This is a genomic window from Cricetibacter osteomyelitidis, from assembly GCF_004340985.1.
Classification (GTDB): domain Bacteria; phylum Pseudomonadota; class Gammaproteobacteria; order Enterobacterales; family Pasteurellaceae; genus Cricetibacter; species Cricetibacter osteomyelitidis.
Genome location: NZ_SLYB01000006.1, coordinates 44,265 through 67,142, shown reverse-complemented (window position 1 = coordinate 67,142; position 22,878 = coordinate 44,265). Strand labels below are relative to the sequence as shown.

Below are 22,878 nucleotides of genomic sequence, written 5' to 3'. Positions count from 1 at the left end.
AGTGAAAATCCCACCTCTTGCGGGACATTATTTCTGCACCTCCGCCCACACTTTGCGTAAATTCGCCGCCTGTGTGCCGTCCACATTCTCTGTAATCTGTTTGAAACTTTGTTCGGTCAAGCCTAAGTTTTTCAGCACGGTCAAATGCGAACGCAGTTGGGCGTTGACGCTTTCACCCAAGCTTACCAGCGAGCCGACGGTGGCGAGTTCGCGTTCCACATCGCCTAAGTTATCGCGGGCGAACTGGTAGCCGAACAGTTGCGCTTTGAGGGCGTAATCCAAGGCGGGGGCGAAGGCGAAAATCGGGTTTTCGCTCGGTCGCTTGGTCAGTATCGCCATTTTTTGCGTGCCCAGGGTGTAAAAATCCGCCTTGCCCACATCCGTTGCCGCCTTGCCTTCGGGATCGGTAATGCCTTGGTTGCGGCGTTCATCATACAGGGCTTTGAGGCTGTTCATCGCGTTTAAGGTTTTCGGCGCACCGATATAGGCAAACTGGTGCGACACTGCTTCTTTCAGCTCGCTCCACGTCAAGCCTGCCTGCAAGCCTTTAACCGCATTGGCTTTTACCGCAGCCTGATCGCCTGTGCTGGCGACAAGGGCAAGCGGCAGAATGGCAAGCTGTTTGGCGGTCAAGATGCCGTCTGAAACGTTCTGAATTTGCACCGCACTTTGCGCCTGCTCGGGCACGGCTTTTTCCAGCCACTGCACCGCATTGTCTTTCACGGGGCTGATGGCGATATGGCTCATCGCGGTAAACTCGCCCGCACCGTGCCAATGCTTCACATTCGGCGCAACCCACACCACATCGCCTTTAGCGATGGTCTGCACCGGCTTGCCCCATTCCTGATAACGCCCCGTGCCGTCGGTAACAATCAGATACTGCCCTTGGCTGTGGGTATGCCAATCGGTAAACGCATTCGGCTTGAAATGCACGATGGCAGGGGTAACATCGCCGTTGCTCGGCAGCAGCGGCAGGCGGGCAAATTCGGCATTGCCTGTAAAATGGCGGCTGTCGGCAGCCTGTAAGGTTTGGGCGGATTGCGGGGTAACGCTGTCGGCAAAAGCTAGCGTGCTTGCCAAAGTAAGGCAAAGTGCGGACACAAAAACTTTAGTTTTTGAACGTCGGCTTGTCGACGGTGGCGAAGCCATAGCAAGCGTGCCAGCGGTTGCGTATAATCTTTTCATTGTTTTCTCCTTGATTGATTTTCAGCAGTATAAAGCCTGCGTTTGCCGTTGATAATCTGCCAAAAAGACAATGGCTTTGTGAGAAAATCTCAATAAAATGCCGTCTGAAAGGTTTGAATCTTTCAGACGGCATTGCTTTTACGAGCAGTCGGGATTTTTTCAAAATCTATAAAATTTCTAAAAACCGACCGCACTTTTCCCGTTAAAACTTACTCAAATTCAATGCTCCAGCGGTTCTTTCATTGGCTTTTACATAATCCGGATGGGTAGCGATTTGCTTCAAATAGCGAGCGATATTCGGATATTTCGTCGCTTCGACGTAATTAACGCCCCATTGCAGCGGGAAGCTCAGGCCGAAATCTGCACCTGTCAGTTCGCTGCCGACAATCCACGTTTTGCCGTTGAGGGTTTGTTCCACGTGGTCGAAATAAATGCCCACTTGGGCGTTGGCGTAATCGTTATACGCGCCGAAATCGCCCTGTTTTGCCATTAATGCCAGCAGGTTGGCGGAGAACATCGAAGCCGATACCGCCAGCCAATAGATATAACGGGAGTAATCGTCGGTTTGGCTCGGCGGCACAAAACGCCCATTACCGTAGCGGTCCAGCAGATGCTGGATAATCGCATTGCCTTCCGCCAACACCAAATCACCGTCTTGCAACACAGGTGCTTTGCCCAACGGATGCTGCGCTTTCAGTTCGGGCGGGGCAAGTTGGGTTTCAGGCAGGCGTTGGTACATTTTCAGCTCGTATTCCAAACCGAGGGCTTCTAAAAGCCAGACGATACGGTGGGAACAGGAGCGTTCGAGATAGTGTAGGGTAATCATTGTTTTTTCCTTAATGTTAATGATGTCAAATACTTATTTTTTCAGCGGTGGCAACCAGTCTTGCCCCATCAGGGTAAATGCCCACATTTTATCCGAAAAGCCGTAATGGTCGGCACGCGCAGGATCGATGGCAAGCTCAATGCCGTCTTCACTGCCATTTAACAAACGGGTGGCGATGTCGGGGTTAATCATCACGCTTCTGCCGAGTGCGATAAATTCTGCCCAGCCAGTGTTGTAGGCGTTTGCGATGTCATCGGCAGCATACAAACTGCCCACGCCGATTAACGGCAGTTTGCCGCCGATGCGTTCGTGTACCAACTGCATACGGGTAATTGAAGTATCCGCACCACGACGGGCTTTGTTATAAAAGTCGTGCAGCGAAATATGCAGATACTGCAACGGCTGCGCTTTCAACACATCAATCAGGGCAAAAGTATCTTCCATCGTCAAGCCTAATTCTTCAGGCTCTTCGGGAGAAAAACGGTAGCCGACGATAAAGTTTTCTTTGTCGTGTTTGGCTTTGGCGGCAAGCACCGCCTCAATCACCGCCAGCGGAAAACGCATCCGCTTTTCACGCGAGCCACCCCATTCGTCGGTGCGGCGGTTGGAATGACCGGAATAGAATTGCTGAATCAGATAATTGTTCGCACCGTGAATCTCCACACCGTCAAAACCTGCTTGAATGGCGAGATCAGTTGCATTGCCAAATGCCGCAATTAATGACCGTACTTCCGCATCGGTGGCGGCTCGGGTGTTAATGTTTGGATCATCACCGGCAGAAATTTTATCCTTGCCGTGAATCAGCTCGCTGACCGCCAATTTACCGCCGTGATGAATTTGCAACACTGCTTTCGCACCTTGCGCTTTGATGATGTCGGCGGTTTCTTTCAGGCTTGCCAGCTGTGAGGCGTGAATGGCTTCAGGCTGACCGTAAAAGGCTTTGCCGTCTTCTTGCACTAAGGTTGCGGCAGTAATAAAGATGCCGAAATCGTTGGCACGGTTGCCAATAAAGCGGCGTTCTTGTTCGCCTAACGTACCGTCATCGTTTGAACCGAGATGGGTCATCGGTGCAACCACAAGGCGATTTTTAATTTCTACGCCGTTATTGAGTGTAAACGGCTGGAACAGGGGTTGGAATTTCGGGTTCATATTTTCTGTGTCCTTAAAATGTTTAAAACTGTCTGGAAATCAATCCGATATGTTTTCAGACAGCCTGTAATGCTGTTATTTCAACGCAGCCTGATAACTCGCCAACGTATTGTCCGCCATTGCGGTTAAAAACATTGTATCCGCACCGATGCCGAGAAAAGTTACGCCCATTTCGGCGTAATGCTTGGCTTGTTCGGGCGTGGCGGCGATGGTGCCGACGGGTACGCCCAGCTCTTGAATGCGTTTGATGGCATATTCCATTGCTTCGACCACTTCGGGGTGGAAAATGTTCATACCGTGTCCCATATCTATCGCCAAATCCACCGGACCGAGGAAAATCGCTCCTAAACCTTTGGTTTTCACGATATCGTCAAGGTTTTCCATTCCTTTTTTGCTTTCGATTTGCAGCATAATCATTGTTTCGTTTTCAATGCGCTCTTGATAATCAGGATAACGCCCGAAACGTGCGGCACGGAATGCCGAAGCGCCCATACCTCTGTTGCCGCGGGAGGGATAGCTTGCCCAGTAGAGAATCTGCTCCGCTTCTTCGCCGCTTTCCAGTTTCGGCACGATGATGTTCTGAATGCCCGCATCCATCAGTTGCTTGATAATACCCGTACCAGCCTCGCCGATACGCACCACCGGTGTCATATCGTAAGGGGCGATGGCTCGTGCCGCAGCTAAAATGGTTTGTACCGTATGCGGGCCGTGTTCGCCGTCGATAAACAGCCAGTCGAAATCCGTGGTTGCCAAGGCTTCCGCCACATCCGCCGACGTAGTTTCCAGCCCTACGCCGAACTGCATTTTGCCTGCTTCGATATTGTGTTTGAAGCTGTTGTATAAATAATCTTTGACCATTGGCATAATTTTTTCCTTATAACACAGTAGTTAAGTAGTTTGGTTTGCCGATTGCTTTGATTAAATCAATTTGCGATTTTGTCCAGTTTAAATCTTCTTCTTCGTCTTTGTAATACTCTTTCATTAAATCGTAAGAAGTCAAATCTAAATAACCTGCATTGATCACCTCTTCAATGATCGGCAAGCCTTCCACCGATTGCTGCAAATCATAGGCAAGATAATCTTCAATATCGCTGCATACTACACGGGCGGGAATGGCTTCTTGGCGGATTTCGCCGTCTAAATCCAAAATACGATCCTGAAACCGCTCGACAAAACCGAATTCTTCGGTTGCGTGTTCCGCATATTTGTCGGCAAGTTTGCCGAAACCTTGGGTGGCAAAGATTTTTGACATTGTTTTGTGGTTTAACGCGTTGGCGGTTAAGTTGGTGGCAACGAGTTGTAAAAATTCAATGGTTTTTTGTACATATTTCATGATTTACTCCTAATAATCAAATATGTTTTGTTTGATGCCGTCTGAAAAACTACCAATGCAAGACCGCACTTTTTTCCACCGGCACGCGGCCTAAGTGGTGTTTGTTTTGCATTGCTTCCCAATCGGGATGACCGAATGAAATGGCGTGCAGCAGTTTATAGTCGCTCGGAATGCCCAATTCTGCGCGCACGTCATCGGCAAACATTGCCAACGCCAGCTGCGGAATGCCGCCGAAACCGCGTGCGGTTAAGGAAAGCAGGAAGGTTTGCGAATACATACTGACATCGGAGGCGATATTTACATCGTGATTTTCGATGCTCGGCATAAACAAAAATGCCATATGCGGCGCGCCGTAGCCGTTGATATTGTCGTCGTACACCACTTGGCGGCCGGCTTTGTCTTCACGGGGAATGCCGTAGCTGGTGGTGAATACGTGGGAATATTGGTTACGCCAGCGCGGTTCGTAGATGCCTTTATATTTGCTTTGATCAAACTCGAAATCCGCTTGGTTGATGCCATCTGAAAAAGTCTTTCTAAAACGTGCCAACAAACGCTGCAAGGTCTCGCCTGAAGCGATATGCACCAGCCAAGGCTGGGTATTGCAGGCAGAAGGGGCGTGCTGCGCATCTTCCAATACTTGACGGATTTCCGCTTCCGTCATCGGGGTAGGTAAAAATTTGCGGATGGATTGGCGGTTACGTACGGTGGCAGCAAAATCTAACATTGTTCTCTCCTTATTTTTTAGCAAAATATAGAATCAGACTGACCCGACTCAGCATTTTTATCATTTATCACTTATAAATCAAATGAATTAACCACTTTTACGTGCAAACGCACATCCATATTGCCACGGGTGGCGTTGGAATACGGGCAGACTTCGTGGGCGCGGGTGATGAGGGTTTTCGCCTCCGCTTCGCTCAAGCCCTCCACGGTGATGGTAATGTCCAAATCGAGGGCGAATGTACCGTCTGCTTTTTGACCGATGCCCACGCTGACGGTAGTAGAAGATTTAGTCGGTTTCAAGCCCAAAGTCGGGGCGACGTGGTTCATCGCGCTGTCGAAACAGGCGGCATAGCCCATTGCAAACAGTTGCTCGGGATTGGTGCCGGCTTTGCCGCTTTCGTTTTGGAACGAGACCAAATCAAAGCCGATAGAGCCGTCGTCAACTTGAGTATGACCGTCGCGGCCGCCTGTTGCTGTTGCTGAAGTGCTGTAAAAAATTTTCATTGTATTGCTCCTTGATAATCAGTTAGTAAAGGGTTTTGTTTGAAACTGGAGATACAAAAACTTTAGTTTTTGAACGTCGGATTTGCCGACGGCCCCGAAGGGGTGAGCAATCACTCCAGTGATTGCGAATAATTGTAGTGGAAAATTTTCACAACAGGGTATATCATTCCTGCAAAATACTTGCCTGATTCTCTAAAATGCTGAAAAAATTACTGACGATTATACCGAAAAACCAAATTTGGCATACCCCGATTGCCAACCTGACTTTGCAACACGCCGACCACCCGATGCAGATGGGCAACCAAATGCTCGAGCCGCGTATCTGTATCGTATTGCAGGGTGAGCGGCAGATCAGCGTGGGCAGCCAATGCTACGCTTTCGACCATTCCAAATTTATGTTTTGTCCCGTGAATGTACCGCTGAGCGTGAACATCACCAAAGCCAGTCCTGATGAGCCTTATCTGATGATGACCTTGAAAATTGATGTGCTGACGGTGGCGGAAGTGATGGCGAAAATGCCGCCAACCGCCTTGATAAAAGCGGAAAACAAGCGGGAACATTCCGCGCTTTTCTGCAATGGGAGCTGGAAACCCAACTCGACAGCCATTTCAAACGCCTGCTTGACTTGCTTAATAGTCCTGAAGACATCGAATTTCTCGCCCCGCTGATTGTGCAGGAAATCTATTACTACCTGCTCAAAAACGAACAGGGCGGGCGGCTGCGGGAATTGGTCAGCGAAGGCAGCCACACCCGACGGATTGCCAAAAGCACGCAATGGATCGAGCAGCATTTTGCCGAAAGCCTCAGCATCGACACGCTGGCGGATATGGCGGGAATGTCGGTGTCGGGCTTCCACCACCATTTTAAAAACATCACCTCAATGTCGCCGCTGCAATACCAAAAAGCCTTCCGCCTCACAGAAGCCAAACGCCTGATTCAAAGCAAACAATGCAGCGTGACCCAAGCCGCCTTCCAAGTAGGCTACGAAAGCCCGAGCCAATTCAGCCGCGAATACAAACGCTATTTCGGCGTTGCTCCGAAAAGTGCGGTGGGTTTGGGGTGAGTTTTTTGGAAATCGGTTTCCGGTTTTTGCAAAATAGAGAAAATCAAAATGCCGTCTGAAAAATCTTTCAGACTGCATAACCTTATTTAACGTTTGACCTGATAAACCGCAGGTTGCTCTCTAAGCATATTGTCGTACCATTCTTTAGGTTTTAATTCGGATTGATATTGCCCTTCAAAAAAAGAATATAAATCACGATATTTCGCATTATTTTTCAACAAATTGGCTAAGGCTTTCGTATCTATCGGGATAATTTTTAACCCCTCAACATATTCGCCATTACGCCCATAATAAGGATTATCCTTATTTTTACGCCCACGAAAATCTGAAATAACATTGAGATTTAAGAATGTTGTGATAAATAAACTATAATCAAACTGATTTTGATATTTTAATCGATATTCTCCTAAATGCCGCGATACGGGTTCCATTTCCATTCTACGTTGATTGGTACTTTCGGCAAGTGTGGCTTCAATCAATAGCGAATGTTGTGGATAATATGCTGTTTTATCGTATTCGTAGATAATATCCGCATAACCGCCACCAGCGTGGGTTTTGGGCAATAAATCGGCTGAAAGCGATAATTTCATATAATCTAAAATATTACCTTGTCGCTCGCTGATTTCATACCAAATTACTGCAAGGATATATTCAAAAATTGTTGGAATATCCGCTTCATCTGTAACTAATTTAGCAATTTCATCATCTCTTGCTTCAAAAAGGTTTAATAGATTAAGCAATGTAGGTTTATTGAATTTTTGATTAATTAATGTATTAAAACGCTGCAAGCGTAAATCATCAACCACTTTAGCTGCTTGTTCACTATTTTCTACTACTACGTTGTGCTCTTTATAAATTTGAGAATAAATAGCCTGATTATCAAAAGTAAGTGCGGTGTGAATTTCAGATAGTTGAATATCTTTATCTACGTTATCACAGGGAGTGAAAGCGGATTTAAATAATTCTTGATGATTGTTTTTAAAAAAGTAACGAGGAATAAGATCGAAGGTAACTTTTTATCGGAAAAATTATGGATTTCTATAATACAAGAAAAATATCAATAATTGATCTTTTTTCCGAGTCAAAATGGATTTCATATAGATTTAATATGTTATCTTCCCATTTTATATATTTAAAAACTCTAGCATTTGGTATAACAAAACTATACTCATTGCCAAGTTCTTTAAATATACTTCTATCCAAACCAGCTAAACCTTTACTAAATTGTTGCTTAATAAATAATACTATCTCTTTATCTTCTTGAAGCTCTGAGTACAAAATCGGATAATGTTGAGCCATTGTTATCTGCCTTTATAATTTTTACCGTTCTCTGTTAAACGATAAATACCACGTCCAACTCGTTCAAATAATTTCATGCTACGTTTACTTTCAACACTTGCTTCATTATGATTGATTTCGCCACGTACCGTATTTCTAAAAGTATCTAATTTAAATCTACCGATAAATATTGGATCTTTAATTTTTGTTTCTAAATGTTGATAAATTTCCGAAATATTTACATCTATAATTCCATCTTTAAGTTTTTTCTGCATAAATTCAGTTATCATCTTATTTAAAGATGGCACAGCATTTGGTAATATTTTTTCTCTGTTTTCAATTTCTCTAATTACTTTTTGAATCTCTTTATCCTTATTAGCTTTTTTTTCATTTTCTTCAAAAGAGCGAAATACATCAGAATATTGATATAAATATTCATCATCAGGAATAAATAGACTATCTGTATATTTAATAGAATTGTAAATGGCTTGCAATTGTGAATAGTAAATGGGATTTTTCTCACTAAAAATAGTATTTACTTCAAAATTGGATAATAGTCCACCGGCAGTTAAATTGGTGCTACCAACGATTGATGTATTTTGCTGTTTATTTTTGAATAAATAAATTTTGGGATGAAAGACTGTATTATTTTTATTTTCTTTTCTATCCCCGTAACAAAAAAAACTTACATTCCTATTTTTCTGTTGCAGATCAATAAAGAATTTCATTGCTTTAGGATCGGTTGTTTTAAAATCTAATCCAACAATAATTTCAAATATTCCACCATTAGATAGTGATTTTTCTAATGATTGTTCGATGACTTTTATTCCTGAATTTTTTAAAAAAGCAACAGCAATTTGAGTATGCTTAGATGATTGTAATTCTTGATTGATGACTTTGCCGATAGGATAGTTTAAATTTGATAATATTTGAACAGATTGCATTATTTACTCTACTTGTAATTTTCAAATTTGAATAAGCCTGATTTTGCTACAATCACGCCACGAATAAAATCGGATAATTTATATTTGTTTCCAAAATAACGGCAGTTATTGATTGCTGCTAATTTCAATCTTTTTTCTTTAACGATTTTTCCCCATTCGGTTTCGTTGGCTGGCTCGACCGAGTTTAACGCAAGTTGTACCTGACTAACTGCCTTTTCATCCCATAAAAAAAACGCCCCGTCTTACTTTTAGACAGGGGAATATTATACTCATTGACCATTTTATACAGGCAAGATTTTGAAATACCCAAATTGCTGCACGCTTAGACTGCTCATTATATTTCTCACAAAATGCAAAATTTGTGGACATTTTACGCTGAAAAACGGCTTATTTCATCATATTTTTTGACATTTTAGGATGCTAATTGCATCAGTAATGTTGTTTGAAAACCTTTTCAAACAACATTACTTTCACAAGCGATCAGATTTTAACGAATTTCTGCAACCCATTTAATCCACATCCAGCGACAGTTTGCCGTTTTGCGGGTCATCAAACGGTAACACTCCTTGTGCATTTAAAAATAGGCTTCGTCAAGTTGCATTGCCGCCAGTTTGCTATTGATGGTGTGCCGCTCGGCATCGGTTAATCGAATCTGCGTTGCCGCCAGATTTTCCGCCAAACGCTGTTTTTTGGTCGTGCCGGGAATCGGCACGAGATAGGGCTTTTGGCCAACTCCCACGCCAACACGATTTGGGAGGGTGTGGCGGATTTGGCGGCGGCGAGGTCGTGCAGCAAATCCAACACTGCCTGATTTTTCGCCATCACCTCGGGGGAGAAACGCGCCATTGTGCGGCGGAAATCGCCTTCACCGTATTGGGTTTGGACGTTGAATCTGCCGCTTAAAAAGCCGTTGCCGAGCGGACTGTACGCCACAAAGCCGATGTGATGGGCTTCGCAAAATGCAAACAGACCTTGTTCGGGCTGGCGGGCGAGCATCGAATATTGGTTTTCGGTGGCGGTAATCGGGCTGACGGCATGGGCTTTCGCCATATAATCCAGCGGTGCGTTGGACACGCCCCAATAACGGATTTTGCCCGCTGCCATCAGCTCGTTCATTACTTCCGCCACCGCTTCGGGCGGCACGTTCGGGTCGATGCGGTGCTGATAATAGAGGTCGATATAGTCGGTTTGCAGGTTTGCCAGCGATTCATCCACCTGCTTGCGGATTGCTTCGGGGCGGCTGTCCAACACATTTTCCACGCCTTTGGCGGAATGGCTTTGTCCGACGATGCCGAATTTGGTGGCAATCACCACTTTATCGCGTATCCCTTTCACCGCCCCGCCCAGCAGCATTTCATTGGCTTTGCCGTAAATCGGTGCGGTGTCGAAAAAATTACCGCCCAGCTCCACGCTGTAACGGATTAAATCCGCCATCTCGCCGCGATCCGCCGCCTGCCCGTAGGCGTGATCCATTCCCATAATGCCGAGACCGATGGCGGATACGGTTAACTCTTTGCCTAATGTTCTGCTTTGCATATTTCCTCCTAAGATTGAACGTTGCAATCAGTGTAACGGCTTTGAATTGCGATGATAATCCGTTAAAAATGCAATGGCTTGATGAGGAAAATTCAGTAATTCCATTTTGGAAGTTTATTTCCAATTTTGTTTTATTTCCTGAAAAATGGAAGTTGGATTCCAAATTCTGTAGGATAGGAAAGTAAAAATGCCGTCTGAAAAACTTTTCAGACGGCATTACGTTATTTATCCTGATTTATTTATCCAACCCCTTAGCTTTCAACCAGCCCGCCAAATGCTCGGCGACTTCGATGTTATTCAAATCCTGCATCGGGAAATGGGTGTTGCCTTTGATACCAATAATCGGCAAATGCACCACCTGCACATCGCCGCCGTGTTTGTTGACCACTTTCGCCCACTGTTTTGCCAAGGCAAGGCGGATTCGCCATTGGTCTTCGCCTTGGATTGCAGACGGCTTGTCGCTGATAAAATCGCCGAAATAAATCACAATCGGCATTTTGGTTAAGCGGGCAAATTGGGCGTTGTCCACCTTGGCTGGCGTGATGTTGCCGTAGGCACTTTCAATCACAGGCGGCACTTCGCCCTCGGGAAACGGAAAATTGCCGGGCTCGATGGCGACGATGGCTTTGATTTGCTCGGGGGCTTTGATGCCTGCAAACCAGCCTGCAATGCCGCCTTGCGAATGCGTTACCAACACGCCGCTCTTGATACGCTCAAACAGGGCTTTGAGGCTGTCGGAAATCACGCCCACATCAAACGCGCCCGTGTTCGGGGTCATTTGGCGGAAAAACTGATTCAGGCTCGCTTCATCTTGCGGAAACGCCACTCCCTTGAAAAAGTTCGGGTATTCGCCCATTCGGAATTGGGCAAACCAAAATTGCTCGTCAGGCGTGGCGGATACCGTGCCGTCCACCGTCGAGCGACCCGACCAGCCGCGACGGGGCTGATCCACCAAGTACACAGGGTAGTTTTTGGCGAGGAAAATATTGTTCCAGCCGTCTCTGCCGTCGGGCGTGGTCTGCCACGTCCGCATCGACTGCCCCGCACCGTGCAAAAACACCAGCGGCGTGGCTTTGGCATTGCTTGGGATTTGATACCACACCGTTGCGTGATCGCCGTGCAGGGTCTGCCCGCCGTTGGCGATGTTTTCTTTAAACACCGCCATAAAATCATTGGCGGTTTTGCCACGGGTAATATCGGGACGGGCTTTGTAACTGCCTTGGCTGGTGATGACCGTACCGCCCACCGCAAAGCTGCCTTGGGATTCGATGGTCATCGGTGCGGCAAAAGCGTTGCTGATTGCCAAGCCCAATGCGGCAAAAAGTGCGGTCAGTTTGAGGGATGTTTTCATTGCGGTTCTCCTAATGGTTTAACATTTTGATTTGATTATAAAAGAGAAACCGCAAACGATAATGGGGATAAACTGCCATAGGCTTGTGAGAAAAATTCATTAGTTCTACACACAATCCAACACTTTCATTTTATTGCGCAAGCCGTTTAAAATCGGTTCAACGATGTGAAGCGGCAGCGATGCGGTGTCAATTTGGTCGATAGACGGATAGGATTGTGTCAGCTCGTGCAAAATCTCTTCCACCGTTTCAGTGGCAAGACCTGCTGATTTGGCTGTATGGAAAATATGCGGCAGCTTGATTTTTTGCCATACATAGTGGCGGTTTTCGCCTTGCCACGCCATCGCCATTTTGACTTTTTGGGCTTGCAAACCGCTTGGGCTGATAAGCGGATAGGCGGAAATCACATCATAAAACGGCGTAAGGCGGTAGCGGTTTTGCGGCTCTAAGTAGAGACTGAAATTTTTAGCGTGTCCGTCAATGGCACATAGCAGCCAAAACACAATTTGGGCTTTGAAAAACTGCTTGCGGTCTTGCTTGGCGTTTGCCGAACCGTTGAGCAGCTGCATTATCCGCACAATACCGATGCCGCCGTCCGCTTCATATTTGCGGGCAGGTGCGATATTCAAGGCTTGGCACATATCTTCTTGCGGTAAGCGAATCAGCCAGCTGCCGTCTGCCGACCAACGGCGGTCGAAGCGTTCGACAATCAGCACCTTGCTTTCACCGAATCGGGCTACGCTTGCAAGCGGTACGGATAAGCCGAATTTTTGCAAAATCTGCAAGCACAACCATTCATTTTCACAACTGTCGGATAAATCCAGTTGCCCTTGCCCTACCGAGCCGATAGGCAGTTTGAAAATATGGCTGGTTGCGGTGGCGTGCAACGGGCGTTGCCATTGATTTTGATACCATAACAAGGCGGTTTTTTCCTGAGCACCTGCAAGCGAAATGCGGAAATCATCAAATTTATTCATACCCAGCGGCGAAGTGCGGTAGTTTTTCAGCAAATTTTCAATCGCTTGGTCATTGAGCGGCTGTGCGACGGTTTGCCGCACCGAACGGCTTTCCCCCTGATACAATTGAATCGCCCCTACACAATCCTGCCCAATGGCAGAAAGCAAATCAAAAGGGGATTTGGTAACGGTTTGAAAACGTTGTTGAATCCGTGAGCGGATCAGCTCATTATCGGGTAGGAGGTTATCAAAAAAATTATACACCGCCTCGCCTTTATAAGGCTGCCGAGCCAGCGGCAACGACAGCGAAATCGCCCTTGTGTGGGGAGCATTTAGCCAGCTTTCGGCATACTGAAATTCTGTTGCACCGCCCGCAGATCTCCGCCACTCGCCCACGGTTTCGCCATTCATTGCCACGGTTAAAACACGGGAACTCACCATACATCACCCCATTCTTCCTGTGTTGCCGACGGCATATTTTTCGGACGGGGCTGCACCACCAATTCCAACTCCAAACCTGCCAATAATTTAAATAATGTTTCCAGTTTGGTGCTATCGGGCATATTTTCAAACGCCGATACCGTTGCCTGTTTTATAGCTGCCTGCTTAGCTAAATCCGTTTGCGATAATCCTTGTCGATAGCGAAACTCACGCATCACTTGAGCCAGCATTTTACTCGATGTTACTACCATTTTAAGCTCCTTATCCCTTGCAGAGGGTAAGGTTTATGTTATACCCTTTAAGGGATAAAAGCAATATTATCCTTTATGGTGGATAAGGTTGTTACAGCTGAATGATGTAACTAATCTGACTGATAATAAGGCTTGTTTTTTTATGTCTTTGATTAAAAGACTATGCCGTCTGAAAAGTTTCACTCTTTCAGACGGCATCACCGTTAAAAATTCGCTTCAATATGCTGTTTCCACACTGCCAAATCCTGCTCGATTTGCGGATTTTTCAGCACGTCGAAGCAGGCGAAGCTCGGCAGTTGCTCGTAGCCGAAGAAGCGGTACACCACGTGTACGGGGAAGTGCAAATCGTCCAGCCCTTTGCCTTGGAACAGGTATTCGTCGGAGTTGTTAAAGGCTTCTTTGGGGGCGTTGAAGGTGGTGGAAAGCAGGTATTTTTTACCCGTTTGCACGCCGCCTGTACCGTAGCCCGCTTTCGGATTTTTGGAGCTGCGACCGTCGTTGTTGCACAATCTGCCTTCCGTGCCTGCGATATAGACTTCGTCCATATATTTTTTGAACGCCCTCGGAATCATCATCCAGTTGCTTGGGAATTGCACGATGACCGCATCCTCCCAGTTGTATTTGTCCAATTCGGTGTTGATGTCGTATTCCATCACGTTGGAATGCTGCACGCTATGTCCTTTTGCCAACAGGATTTTTTCCGCTTCACTGATTAAAGTGGCAGTCAGTTTGCCCTCGGAAAAAGGATAAGGCTGGTGTCCGTTTAGGATTAAGATGTTCATATTATTCCTTAATGATTAAGTATGCCGTCTGACAAAAGCCGAAGGCTTTTGAACGTCGGCTCTGCCGACAGCCCCGAAGGGGTGAGCAAGCGAACGAGTGAGCTTGCGAATAACATTGATGTTCAGACGGCATTCTGTTACCGCTCCGCTGCCGCTTCAATCGCCAAAATCAATCGGTCGGCGTGGTCTTGGGCGCGGGTTTGGACTTGTGCCAGCTCTTCATCACTGCTGACATTGGGGATATACAGCACGTTGGTGGAGTAAACCGGCTCGCGCCACTGCATTTGGGTTAAATGGGCGGTGGATTTGAGCGGCGGATAAAAGGCAGGGATTTCCGCCCCTTCTGCGCCGCCGTCTCGGTATTCTTCGGCTTTGCCACCTGCGGTAAATGACACAATCAGCGGTTTGCCTGCCAGTTTGCTGCCGTCTCCGCCGTAGGCAAAGCCGTAGCCGAATACGTCGTCCAGCCATTTTTTCATCAAAGCAGGCATTGAAAACCAGTAAAACGGAAACTGCCATACAATCACATCGGCGGCAATCATCGCCTGCTGTTCGGCTTGGATGTCAAACCGATAATCAGGATACAACGCTCCCAAATCACGTATTTCAATGTCCTCGTTAAAACGGCTTTTCAGACGGTCTAAAATCAGCTTGTTATTCACCGATTGGCTTAAATTCGGGTGTCCCGAAATCACTAAAATCTTCACCCTTAATCCTTATCAATGATGCTTAACTGTGCTTCATTCATACGTTCGCCCGCCACGCCCATTTTGGCGAAGGCGGTTTCGATTTCCAGTATATCGGCAGCGGTTAGAGGAACTTGCAATGCCCCTAAATTCTCCTGCAAATGATCCAAACGCCCTGTGCCGGCAATCGGTACGACGAAAGGACGTTTTGCCATCACCCACGCCAAGGCAATTTGAGCGGCAGTGGCATTATATTTGCGCCCGAATTGTTGCAAATATTCCCCTAATTGTGCATTTTTTGCCAAATTTTCAGGGCTAAAACGGCGGAAGGTGTGGCGTAAGTCGTCGGGGCGTTTTGCCAGATCTTCAACACGCAACTTGCCGGTTAATAAGCCTTGTTGCAGCGGTCCCCACGCCACAAAGCCGATGCCTAATTCTTGGCAAATATCAAATACGCCATTGCTTTCCGGCGAACGCTCTAATAATGAAAATTCACTTTGCACTGCCGCCACCGGTAATACGGCGTGGGCTTTTCGGATCGTGCTTGGAACGGCTTCCGACAAACCGAAATGCAATACTTTCCCCTCTTTGACCAAATCTTTTACCGTGCCGGCAACGTCCTCAATCGGCACATTGGGATCAACACGGTGCTGATAAAGCAGGTCGATATAATCGGTTTGCAGGTGTTTCAGGCTGCCTTCCACCGCTTTGCGGATACTGGCGGGGCGGCTGTCCAAGCCGATGCTTTCGCCCTTGTCGTTGATGTTAAAACCGAATTTGGTCGCCAGTTTCACCTGTTGGCGGAACGGTTTCAAGCCTTTGCCCACCAGCGTTTCATTGGTAAATGCGCCGTACACTTCGGCGGTGTCGAAAAAATCTATGCCCATATCGTAGACTTGGCGGATCAGGCGTGCGCCGTCGGCATCGCTCAGGTGCGTGCCGTAATACACCGACATATTCATACAGCCCAAGCCCATTTGCGAGACGGTCAACGCCCCGAGCTGGCGGGTCGGCATTGCATTTTTTGCGGTTAATCCAACCGCTTGCACGCCTACGGCATAAGCAGGCAGCCCGCCCAAAAGGGTGGTGGAAGCGACAGCGGTGGTGGTCAAGCCTGCCAGTTTTAAAAATTGGCGGCGGTCATAATGGTTATAGTGGCGTTGGTTCATTATATGTTCTCCAGTAATCAACAGAATGAGCGCATTATAAGGAAACGCATTAGCCTTAACTAGACGACAAAATCAAAACACTTTGCTTAGTTTTAATTGACAATCTGCCCTGCAAGCGGTTAAATAAAGCGAAAAAACTGCAAACAAATCAATATGAAATACGCCAACGAATTACACACTTTTCTGCTGGTTGCCGAAAGTCAGAGTTTCACCAAAGCCGCCGCACAGCTCGGGGTGTCCCGCGCGGCGGTCAGCCAAGCCATCGGGCAGTTGGAGCAGCAGCTCGACTTACGCCTGTTCCAACGCACCACCCGCAAAGTGTCGCTCACCGAAGCAGGCGGGCAGCTTTACCGCCAGCTGTCGCCGCTGCTGCTGGAAATCGAACATAAAATCAACGAAGTATTGGGCTCGTACAACCGCTTGTAGGGCGTGTTGAAAATCACGGGCACGTACCACGCCTTAATTACGGAGTTGTGGAGCAAATTTGACGACTTCCAACGCCAATACCCCGATGTAACGCTGGAGCTGCACAGCGAAATCCGCTTTGTGGATATTGTGGCGGAGCGTTTTGATGCGGGCATCCGAATGGGCGAAATGCTGGCGCAGGATATGATTGCGGTGAAAGTGTCCGAGCCGATGACGATGTGTTGCGTCGCCACACCCGACTATTGGGCGGCACACGGCAAGCCCGCCACCCCCGACGAGCTGCGCCGCCACCAATGCTTACGCCTGCGGCTGCCCACCCACGGCGGCTTGCTCGATTGGGCGTTCACCGCCCCCGACGGCACGCCCCTCACGCCGCCGCTTTCCCAAGCCTTTATCGGCAACAGCGACCACTTGCTGCTGCACGCCTGCAAACAGGACAAGGGCATTATTTGGACGGAAAAGAGCTTCGTGGCACAAGCGCTTTCAGACGGCACGCTGCAAACCGCCCTCGACGACTGGGCGAAAACCTATCCGCCGTATTATCTTTACTACCCCAACCGCAACCCCTCGCCGCTGCTGAAAGCCTTGGTGGAGGTGATTAAAGTGCGGTAGGTTTTGGGAACATTTTCAACACATTAAAACTTGCTTATTCGGCAGCTTGGATTGCCTTTGCGAAACCCAACCTGCATACCCTATCAAAGGAGGTGTCAATGGACATCAAACTCTTGCGTTATTTTCTTGCCGTGGTGCAGGAAGAGAATATTTCCCGTGCGGCCGAGGCGTTGTTTATTACCCAGCCGACCTTGATCCGCCAGATGGCGCAGTTGGAAGAAGAGCTGGGTGTGCAGCTGTTTGAACGCGGCAGGCGGCTGGTGTTGACCGATGCGGGCGTGGCGTTGCGGCAGCGGGCGGAAGATGTGGTGGTGTTGATGGATAAAATTAAAGCGGATTTTGCCGATCGGCAGAATGTGGCGGGCATCATCAGCATCGGGATGGGCGGGCTTTTGGCGGCACAGCAGATTTTGGATCTCAGCGAGGCGTTCCAACGCGATTATCCGCAGGTGCAGTTTCGCTTTTACAGCGACAATGCCGATGATATTAAAGAAAAACTCGATGCGGGCTTGTTGGATTTCGGCGTATTGCTCGAGCCTGTAGAGATGGCGCGTTACGACTATTTGCGTTTCCACACCGAAGAACGCTGGGGCGTGCTGATGCCGTCTGAAAATCCGCTTGCCGCCAAAAACGCGATTACGCCGCAAGATCTCGACGGCTTGCCGCTGATGGTTTCCGACCGTCAAGCATTGCAAAAAGAGCTGAACCATTGGCTGCAGGCAGGCAACATCCAGCCGAATATCGTCGCCACCTACAACCTGATTACCCACACCGCCGCCTTGGTGGACAGCGGCTATGCTTACGCACTGACCATCGAAGGGGCAATCACGCTGCTGGATAAAAACCGCTTGGCATTCCGACCGCTCTTTCCCGAGCTGGCGATGACTTCGGTATTGGCGTGGAAGAAAACCCGTGCCGATTTCGGGGCAGCGGCGAAGTTTTTGCAATTTGTCAAAGAGAAGCTGCAAGCGGTGTGATACGGCGTAAAAAATGCAAAATGCCGTCTGAAAAAATTATCGTTTTTCAGACGGCATTTTTTGCCAAACCATACATAAAAGGCATACAAAAGCATAAAATAATAGTATTGGACATACCAAGCCCCGATTTCTAAAATAACCGACATCGCAAGCCGTGATGTCGGTTTTTTATTTAAGGAGTGCAAAATGAAAAAAATGGCTTTCGCATTAACAGCGGCGTTGTTGTCTGCCCTAAACGCAGCCAATGCCCAACCGCATCCCAATACAGAGGCAAACCAAATGAACACGCAAATTCATATTACCGTCAATAATCAAACCTTTACCGCAGATCTGGAAAATAACGCCGCCAGCCGCGCGCTGATTCAAAAAATGCCGTTTACCGTTGAAATGCAGAATCTTTACGGCCGCGAGCTGGTGCACCGCCTCGGTGCAGGCTCGCTGCCGTCTGAAAATCTACGCCGCGACCACTTCGCCGTGGGCGATTTAATCTACTGGCCGCCGCGCGGCAGTTTGGTGATTCTCTATAAACAAGACGGCGATACCTTCGAGCGGCAGCAGCTCGGGCATATCCGACAAGATGTTTCCGAACTGGGCAAGCAAAGCAGTATTAAAGCCACGTTCAGCGTAAAATCATAACGGCGGATGAATTGTCAACAGACCTTAGCAAAATACAGGCATAGACCTCGCATCCGCAAGGTTTTACTAAATCCAATCAAATCAGGAGGCTATATGCAGAATGAAAAACGAACCTTATTAAAAGCGGCAGCATTATTGACAGCCGCGACTGCAAGCGGATTGCCCTTATCGGCATTCGCACAATCCATCAACAATTCAAGCAAAAAGGAAGACAAAATGACCAACACCGTATTCAAACAAATGTTTCCGCAAGGCGAATTTAACGAAGCCTACGACCAATATTTCACCGGCAGAAGCTATCTTGCGCCGCTGTCAAACGGTGATGTCAACGCCCATAACGTTACCTTTGAGCCGGGCTGCCGCAATTTCTGGCACATCCACCACGGCACGCAACAATTATTGATTTGCACTGCCGGCGAAGGCTGGTATCAGGAAGAGGGCAAGCCTGCGCAGCGTTTGAAAGCCGGCGATGTGGTGAACATTCCCGCCGAAGTCAAACACTGGCACGGTGCGACCAAAGACAGCTGGTTTTCACACATCGCCATTATGGTGCCGAAAGCCGGTGCAAGTAACGAATGGGCGGGAGAAGTAACCGATGAACACTACAACGCCCTTTAAAATTTTGCAAAATACCACCGCACTTTTGGTATTGGCAGCGGTAGTCGGCGGTGCGTCTTTTCAGACGACATTAGCCCAAGCACGTACCGCCGCAGCTATTTCACAGGAGCAAAGTATGAACGAACTCAACCAAACCCAACAAAGCCTTGCACTCATCGGCAAATACGTGGCGACAGGCAATCAAGCCGAATTAAAAAATGTGTTGAATCAAACCTTTGACCGCAAGGCGCTGACCATCAACCAAGCCAAAGATGCCATCGTGCAGCTTTACGCCTATTGCGGTTTTCCGCGTGCTTTAAACGGGCTGGCAACCTTGCAAAGCGTGGTCAATGAACGGCAAGAACAAGGTTTGAATACCGAAATCGGACGCAAAGTCACCGCACTTTCCGCCGATTTCGACAGCCTGAAAGCAGGGCAGAAAACACAAACTGAGTTGACGGGGCGGGAAGTGAAAGGCGGCATATTCGATTTTGCCCCCGACATCAACCGCTATCTGCAAGCCCACTTGTTCGGCGACGTATTCACCAGCGATTTATTGAGCTGGCAGCAACGCGAAGTGCTGATCCTCGGCGCATTGGGCGCAAACGCCGACACCGCTTCGCAATACAACGCTCATAAAAATATCGGCAAACACAACGGTTTAACCGACGGACAAATTAACGCCATCGAAACGCTGGTGAAATAATATCGGGAGCGGATATTTCGGTATGTTATTTTCAACTTTTAGTTAAAAGAATAACAATTTGAACGTACTTTTTCTTTACGCTGAAAGCTGTAGAATATTTCTCATCGAATCAAAATGAACAACCAACAAGGAAACAGAAAAATGAGCAACAATATTGAAAACAAAGTTGTGATTATCACAGGCGCATCCAGCGGTATCGGCGAAGCCACCGCCTACAAACTTGCCGAACAAGGGGCGAAATTGGTGTTGGGCGCGCGCCGTGAAGCAAAATTGCAGGCGATTGTCGATAACATCAAAGCCAAAGGCGGCGAGGCGGTGTACCGCGTTACCGATGTAGTGAAACCCGAAGACAACGCCGCTTTGGTGGAGCTGGCAAAATCAGCTTTTGGTAAAGTGGATGCGATTTTCTTAAACGCAGGCTTAATGCCGAACTCGTCCTTCTCCGCATTGGAAACCACCAACTGGAATGCGATGGTAGATGTCAACATCAAAGGCGTGTTAAACGGCATTGCCGCCGTGTTGCCGACCTTTGAAACGCAAAAATCGGGGCATATCCTCAGCGTATCTTCCGTGGCAGGTTTAAAAGTGTATCCGGGCGCAGGTGTGTATTGTGGCACCAAATGGGCGGTGAAAGCCATTATGGAAGTGCTGCGTATGGAATCCGCCCAAGCAGGTACGAATATCCGCACCGCGACTATTTACCCTGCCGCTGTGCAGTCGGAATTTGTGGCAGGCATTACCGATAAAGACAGCTCGGCAGGCTACCGCCAACTGTACGACACCTACGAAATCCCCGCTGAACGGGTGGCAAACGTGGTGGTATTTGCTTTGAGCCAACCTGAAGACACCAACATCAGCGAGTTCACCCTCGGCCCGACTACCCAGCCTTGGTAATCATTTATCAACAATGCAAAATGCCGTCTGAAAGTCTCCAACCTTTCAGATGGTATTTTCAGTTTAATTTAAGATTAAATCGTAAATTAAACTTGATTTGTACTTCATACACGCCTAAAATTCAGTTTAATTTAAGATTAAATCGTAAATCAAACTGAATTTTACGGAGCATTGGCTATGTCGAATTTTTATCCGCGTCATTTAAGCCGTTTGTTGGGCAGGCTGGTGCATCAGTTTCCGTCGCTATTGATTACCGGCCCGCGGCAGGTGGGGAAATCCACGCTGTTGCAGCATTTCGGCTCGGAGCAGGAGGAGCACGAGCCTTATCAATATGTTACCTTTGACGATCCGCTGGTGCTGAATATGGCGAAAAACGACGGCGCATTGTTTTTTCTCAATCACAGCGGCAAACTGATTTTGGACGAAGTGCAATACGCGCCCGAGCTGTTTTCGCTGCTCAAGCTGCATATCGACCGTGAAAAGCAAAACGGGCGGTATCTGCTCTCGGGTTCGCAGGCATTTGAATTGATGAAACACGTCAACGAAAGTCTGGCGGGGCGGATTGCGGTGCTGAAGCTGCAAGGCTTGTCGCTGCGGGAAATCTGCCGCAATACCTTTGATTTGCCCTTTATCCCCAATGCCGACTATTTGGCGGCGCGTGAGAAAAATCTGCCCGATTTCAACGGCTTGGATCTTTGGCAAACCATTCACAAGGGCTATATGCCGCGTCTGTATGAGCAGGAGATGGATTGGCAACTGTATTACGCCTCTTATGTGGCGACCTACATCGAGCGTGATGTGCGCGAGCTGATTGCGGTCAACAATCCCAACGATTTCACCACCTTTATGATTGCCGTCGCCAGCCGTAGCGGAGAACTGCTCAATTACAGCAATATCGCAGGCGAGGTGGGCGTATCGGTGGATACGGTCAAACGCTGGCTGGCTGTGTTGCAGACCTCAGGCATTGTCTACCTGCTTCAACCCTACAGCAACAATCACTTGAAGCGAGCAATCAAAACCCCGAAAGTCTATTTTTTAGACACCGGGCTGATGGCGTATCTGACCCGTTGGCTGACGGCAGGCACCCTGAAAAACGGAGCAAAGAGCGGTCAGTTTTTTGAAACTTTTGTGGTGGGCGAAATCATCAAATCCTTTTACAACGCAGGGCTTGAGCCGCCACTGTATTACTACCGCGATACCAATCAAAAAGAGATTGATTTGATTATCGAACACGACCGCACCATCTACCCCGTGGAAATCAAACAAACCGCCAGCCCCACTAAAAAAATGGCAGCGGCGTTTGACTTATTGCGTAACCAACTGCCGCCAACGGAAATCAGCGTCGCCCACGGCACAATCCTCAACCAATATCCGCAAAAATTATGGCTGGATCAGGATTTGCTGGCATTGCCGTTGGGGTGGGTGTGAAAGAAAATGCCGTCTGAAAGATTTTCAGACGGCATTGTTAGTTTAATTTAACGTGAGTGCAGGAGCAGCTTATGCGGGATTGTCCAATAATTTGGTGAATACCAGTGCCAGCAGCTGCCATTGCCCCTGTTCTTGCGTAAAGGTTTCGGTTACGGTAAACAAAAAGCTCACTTCGTTGCCATGCACGATGGAAGTCATCTGCACTTTGCTGACCACCAATGCCGTGTTTGCTGCGATACGCACGTGGCGTTCTTGAATGTCGGCGTGTTTGTACTGAATATCGCCTTTCTCAATAATCGCCAACTCGGTAGCCTTGTCAAAATTGCCGCCCATATGCACAAACAGGGCATTGGGGTGCAGCAGCGTTTTCAACTCGGCAAGATTACGCTCGGCCATTGCCTACCATTTGCGCTCGGAAAGGGTTAAA

28 protein-coding genes and 1 pseudogene are annotated in these 22,878 nt (G+C 47.9%); 11 read left to right on the top strand and 18 right to left on the bottom strand.

Annotated elements, in window-relative coordinates; translation table 11 throughout:
- Positions 1–27 precede the first annotated feature (27 nt).
- The 7 genes from EDC44_RS04285 to EDC44_RS04255 form a co-directional block, all read right to left on the bottom strand.
- Positions 28–1,185 (bottom strand): cupin domain-containing carboxymuconolactone decarboxylase family protein, encoded by a 1,158-nt coding sequence (locus tag EDC44_RS04285; RefSeq protein ID WP_131975735.1) that lies wholly within the window; start codon positions 1,183–1,185, stop codon positions 28–30.
- A gap of 202 nt (positions 1,186–1,387) precedes the next feature.
- Positions 1,388–2,011 carry a glutathione S-transferase family protein gene (locus EDC44_RS04280; protein ID WP_131975733.1) on the bottom strand — a complete coding sequence of 208 codons (624 nt, stop codon included), beginning with the start codon at positions 2,009–2,011 and terminating at the stop codon, positions 1,388–1,390.
- Between the two features lie 33 nt (positions 2,012–2,044).
- On the bottom strand, positions 2,045–3,160 hold the full coding sequence (locus EDC44_RS04275; protein WP_131975731.1) for an NADH-dependent flavin oxidoreductase: 1,116 nt from the start codon (positions 3,158–3,160) through the stop codon (positions 2,045–2,047).
- A gap of 75 nt (positions 3,161–3,235) precedes the next feature.
- The gene (locus EDC44_RS04270; RefSeq protein ID WP_131975729.1) at positions 3,236–4,024 is read right to left on the bottom strand and encodes an HpcH/HpaI aldolase family protein; all 789 of its coding nucleotides are present in this window, start codon (positions 4,022–4,024) and stop codon (positions 3,236–3,238) included.
- Positions 4,025–4,034: 10 nt separating this feature from the next.
- Positions 4,035–4,493, bottom strand: coding sequence for a ferritin-like domain-containing protein (locus EDC44_RS04265; RefSeq protein WP_131975727.1), 459 nt, complete (start codon positions 4,491–4,493; stop codon positions 4,035–4,037).
- Between the two features lie 49 nt (positions 4,494–4,542).
- Positions 4,543–5,217: a nitroreductase gene (locus EDC44_RS04260; protein WP_131975725.1), complete on the bottom strand. Its 675-nt coding sequence runs from the start codon at positions 5,215–5,217 to the stop codon at positions 4,543–4,545.
- Between the two features lie 71 nt (positions 5,218–5,288).
- Positions 5,289–5,720: an organic hydroperoxide resistance protein gene (locus EDC44_RS04255; RefSeq protein WP_131975723.1), complete on the bottom strand. Its 432-nt coding sequence runs from the start codon at positions 5,718–5,720 to the stop codon at positions 5,289–5,291.
- Between the two features lie 197 nt (positions 5,721–5,917).
- Here EDC44_RS04255 and EDC44_RS13195 point away from each other — a divergent pair, with 197 nt between their 5' ends.
- The gene (locus EDC44_RS13195) at positions 5,918–6,388 is read left to right on the top strand and encodes an AraC family transcriptional regulator (protein ID WP_243647901.1); all 471 of its coding nucleotides are present in this window, start codon (positions 5,918–5,920) and stop codon (positions 6,386–6,388) included.
- A complete protein-coding gene (locus EDC44_RS13190; RefSeq protein ID WP_341538952.1) occupies positions 6,292–6,783 on the top strand; it encodes a helix-turn-helix domain-containing protein in 492 nt (163 codons plus the stop codon). The genes EDC44_RS13195 and EDC44_RS13190 overlap by 97 nt, the downstream gene beginning before the upstream one ends.
- 86 nt (positions 6,784–6,869) lie before the next feature.
- Here EDC44_RS13190 and EDC44_RS04245 read toward each other — a convergent pair whose 3' ends face one another.
- The 8 genes from EDC44_RS04245 to EDC44_RS04210 form a co-directional block, all read right to left on the bottom strand.
- Entirely contained in the window at positions 6,870–7,700 is an 831-nt protein-coding gene (locus EDC44_RS04245) for an AlwI family type II restriction endonuclease (RefSeq protein WP_341538951.1), read from the bottom strand.
- A 121-nt stretch (positions 7,701–7,821) separates the two neighbouring features.
- Positions 7,822–8,082 (bottom strand): hypothetical protein, encoded by a 261-nt coding sequence (locus tag EDC44_RS04240; RefSeq protein WP_131975719.1) that lies wholly within the window; start codon positions 8,080–8,082, stop codon positions 7,822–7,824.
- 2 nt (positions 8,083–8,084) lie between these two features.
- A complete protein-coding gene (locus EDC44_RS04235; RefSeq protein ID WP_131975717.1) occupies positions 8,085–9,005 on the bottom strand; it encodes a phospholipase D-like domain-containing protein in 921 nt (306 codons plus the stop codon).
- A gap of 642 nt (positions 9,006–9,647) precedes the next feature.
- Positions 9,648–10,541, bottom strand: coding sequence for an aldo/keto reductase (locus EDC44_RS04230; protein WP_207896711.1), 894 nt, complete (start codon positions 10,539–10,541; stop codon positions 9,648–9,650).
- A gap of 235 nt (positions 10,542–10,776) precedes the next feature.
- Positions 10,777–11,892: an alpha/beta hydrolase gene (locus EDC44_RS04225; RefSeq protein WP_131975715.1), complete on the bottom strand. Its 1,116-nt coding sequence runs from the start codon at positions 11,890–11,892 to the stop codon at positions 10,777–10,779.
- 105 nt (positions 11,893–11,997) lie between these two features.
- On the bottom strand, positions 11,998–13,284 hold the full coding sequence (locus tag EDC44_RS04220) for a type II toxin-antitoxin system HipA family toxin (RefSeq protein ID WP_341538950.1): 1,287 nt from the start codon (positions 13,282–13,284) through the stop codon (positions 11,998–12,000).
- Complete coding sequence (locus EDC44_RS04215) at positions 13,281–13,538, bottom strand: helix-turn-helix domain-containing protein (protein ID WP_131975711.1); 258 nt, start codon at positions 13,536–13,538, stop codon at positions 13,281–13,283. Before EDC44_RS04215 ends, EDC44_RS04220 begins: the two co-directional genes overlap by 4 nt.
- Positions 13,539–13,741: 203 nt before the next feature.
- Entirely contained in the window at positions 13,742–14,320 is a 579-nt protein-coding gene (locus EDC44_RS04210; RefSeq protein WP_131975709.1) for an NAD(P)H-dependent oxidoreductase, read from the bottom strand.
- A 21-nt stretch (positions 14,321–14,341) separates the two neighbouring features.
- Between EDC44_RS04210 and EDC44_RS13370 the strand changes: the two are divergent.
- Positions 14,342–14,437: pseudogene (locus tag EDC44_RS13370) on the top strand (electron transport complex subunit RsxE); the annotation flags it as partial.
- A 20-nt stretch (positions 14,438–14,457) separates the two neighbouring features.
- Here the strand turns inward: EDC44_RS13370 and EDC44_RS04200 are convergent.
- Entirely contained in the window at positions 14,458–15,027 is a 570-nt protein-coding gene (locus EDC44_RS04200; RefSeq protein ID WP_131975707.1) for an NAD(P)H-dependent oxidoreductase, read from the bottom strand.
- 2 nt (positions 15,028–15,029) lie between these two features.
- Positions 15,030–16,175, bottom strand: coding sequence for an aldo/keto reductase (locus EDC44_RS04195; RefSeq protein ID WP_243647900.1), 1,146 nt, complete (start codon positions 16,173–16,175; stop codon positions 15,030–15,032).
- Between the two features lie 153 nt (positions 16,176–16,328).
- Between EDC44_RS04195 and EDC44_RS13185 the strand changes: the two genes are divergently transcribed.
- From EDC44_RS13185 to EDC44_RS04160, 8 genes are all read left to right on the top strand, one after another.
- Positions 16,329–16,601, top strand: coding sequence for a LysR family transcriptional regulator (locus tag EDC44_RS13185; RefSeq protein WP_243647899.1), 273 nt, complete (start codon positions 16,329–16,331; stop codon positions 16,599–16,601).
- Between the two features lie 6 nt (positions 16,602–16,607).
- A complete protein-coding gene (locus EDC44_RS04190; protein WP_243647898.1) occupies positions 16,608–17,213 on the top strand; it encodes a LysR substrate-binding domain-containing protein in 606 nt (201 codons plus the stop codon).
- Between the two features lie 98 nt (positions 17,214–17,311).
- A complete protein-coding gene (locus EDC44_RS04185) occupies positions 17,312–18,190 on the top strand; it encodes a LysR family transcriptional regulator (RefSeq protein WP_131975705.1) in 879 nt (292 codons plus the stop codon).
- A gap of 222 nt (positions 18,191–18,412) precedes the next feature.
- Positions 18,413–18,826, top strand: a complete 414-nt coding sequence (locus EDC44_RS04180; protein ID WP_207896709.1) for a cyclophilin-like fold protein — start codon at positions 18,413–18,415, stop codon at positions 18,824–18,826.
- Positions 18,827–18,919: 93 nt separating this feature from the next.
- Positions 18,920–19,444, top strand: a complete 525-nt coding sequence (locus tag EDC44_RS04175) for a cupin domain-containing protein (RefSeq protein ID WP_243647897.1) — start codon at positions 18,920–18,922, stop codon at positions 19,442–19,444.
- A complete protein-coding gene (locus EDC44_RS04170; RefSeq protein ID WP_131975703.1) occupies positions 19,422–20,129 on the top strand; it encodes a carboxymuconolactone decarboxylase family protein in 708 nt (235 codons plus the stop codon). Before EDC44_RS04175 ends, EDC44_RS04170 begins: the two co-directional genes overlap by 23 nt.
- Before the next feature lie 141 nt (positions 20,130–20,270).
- Complete coding sequence (locus EDC44_RS04165; protein ID WP_131975701.1) at positions 20,271–21,023, top strand: SDR family oxidoreductase; 753 nt, start codon at positions 20,271–20,273, stop codon at positions 21,021–21,023.
- Between the two features lie 177 nt (positions 21,024–21,200).
- Positions 21,201–22,451, top strand: coding sequence for an ATP-binding protein (locus EDC44_RS04160; protein WP_131975699.1), 1,251 nt, complete (start codon positions 21,201–21,203; stop codon positions 22,449–22,451).
- A gap of 69 nt (positions 22,452–22,520) precedes the next feature.
- Here EDC44_RS04160 and EDC44_RS04155 read toward each other — a convergent pair whose 3' ends face one another.
- Positions 22,521–22,847, bottom strand: coding sequence for a nuclear transport factor 2 family protein (locus EDC44_RS04155; protein WP_131975697.1), 327 nt, complete (start codon positions 22,845–22,847; stop codon positions 22,521–22,523).
- Positions 22,848–22,878: the final 31 nt, after the last annotated feature.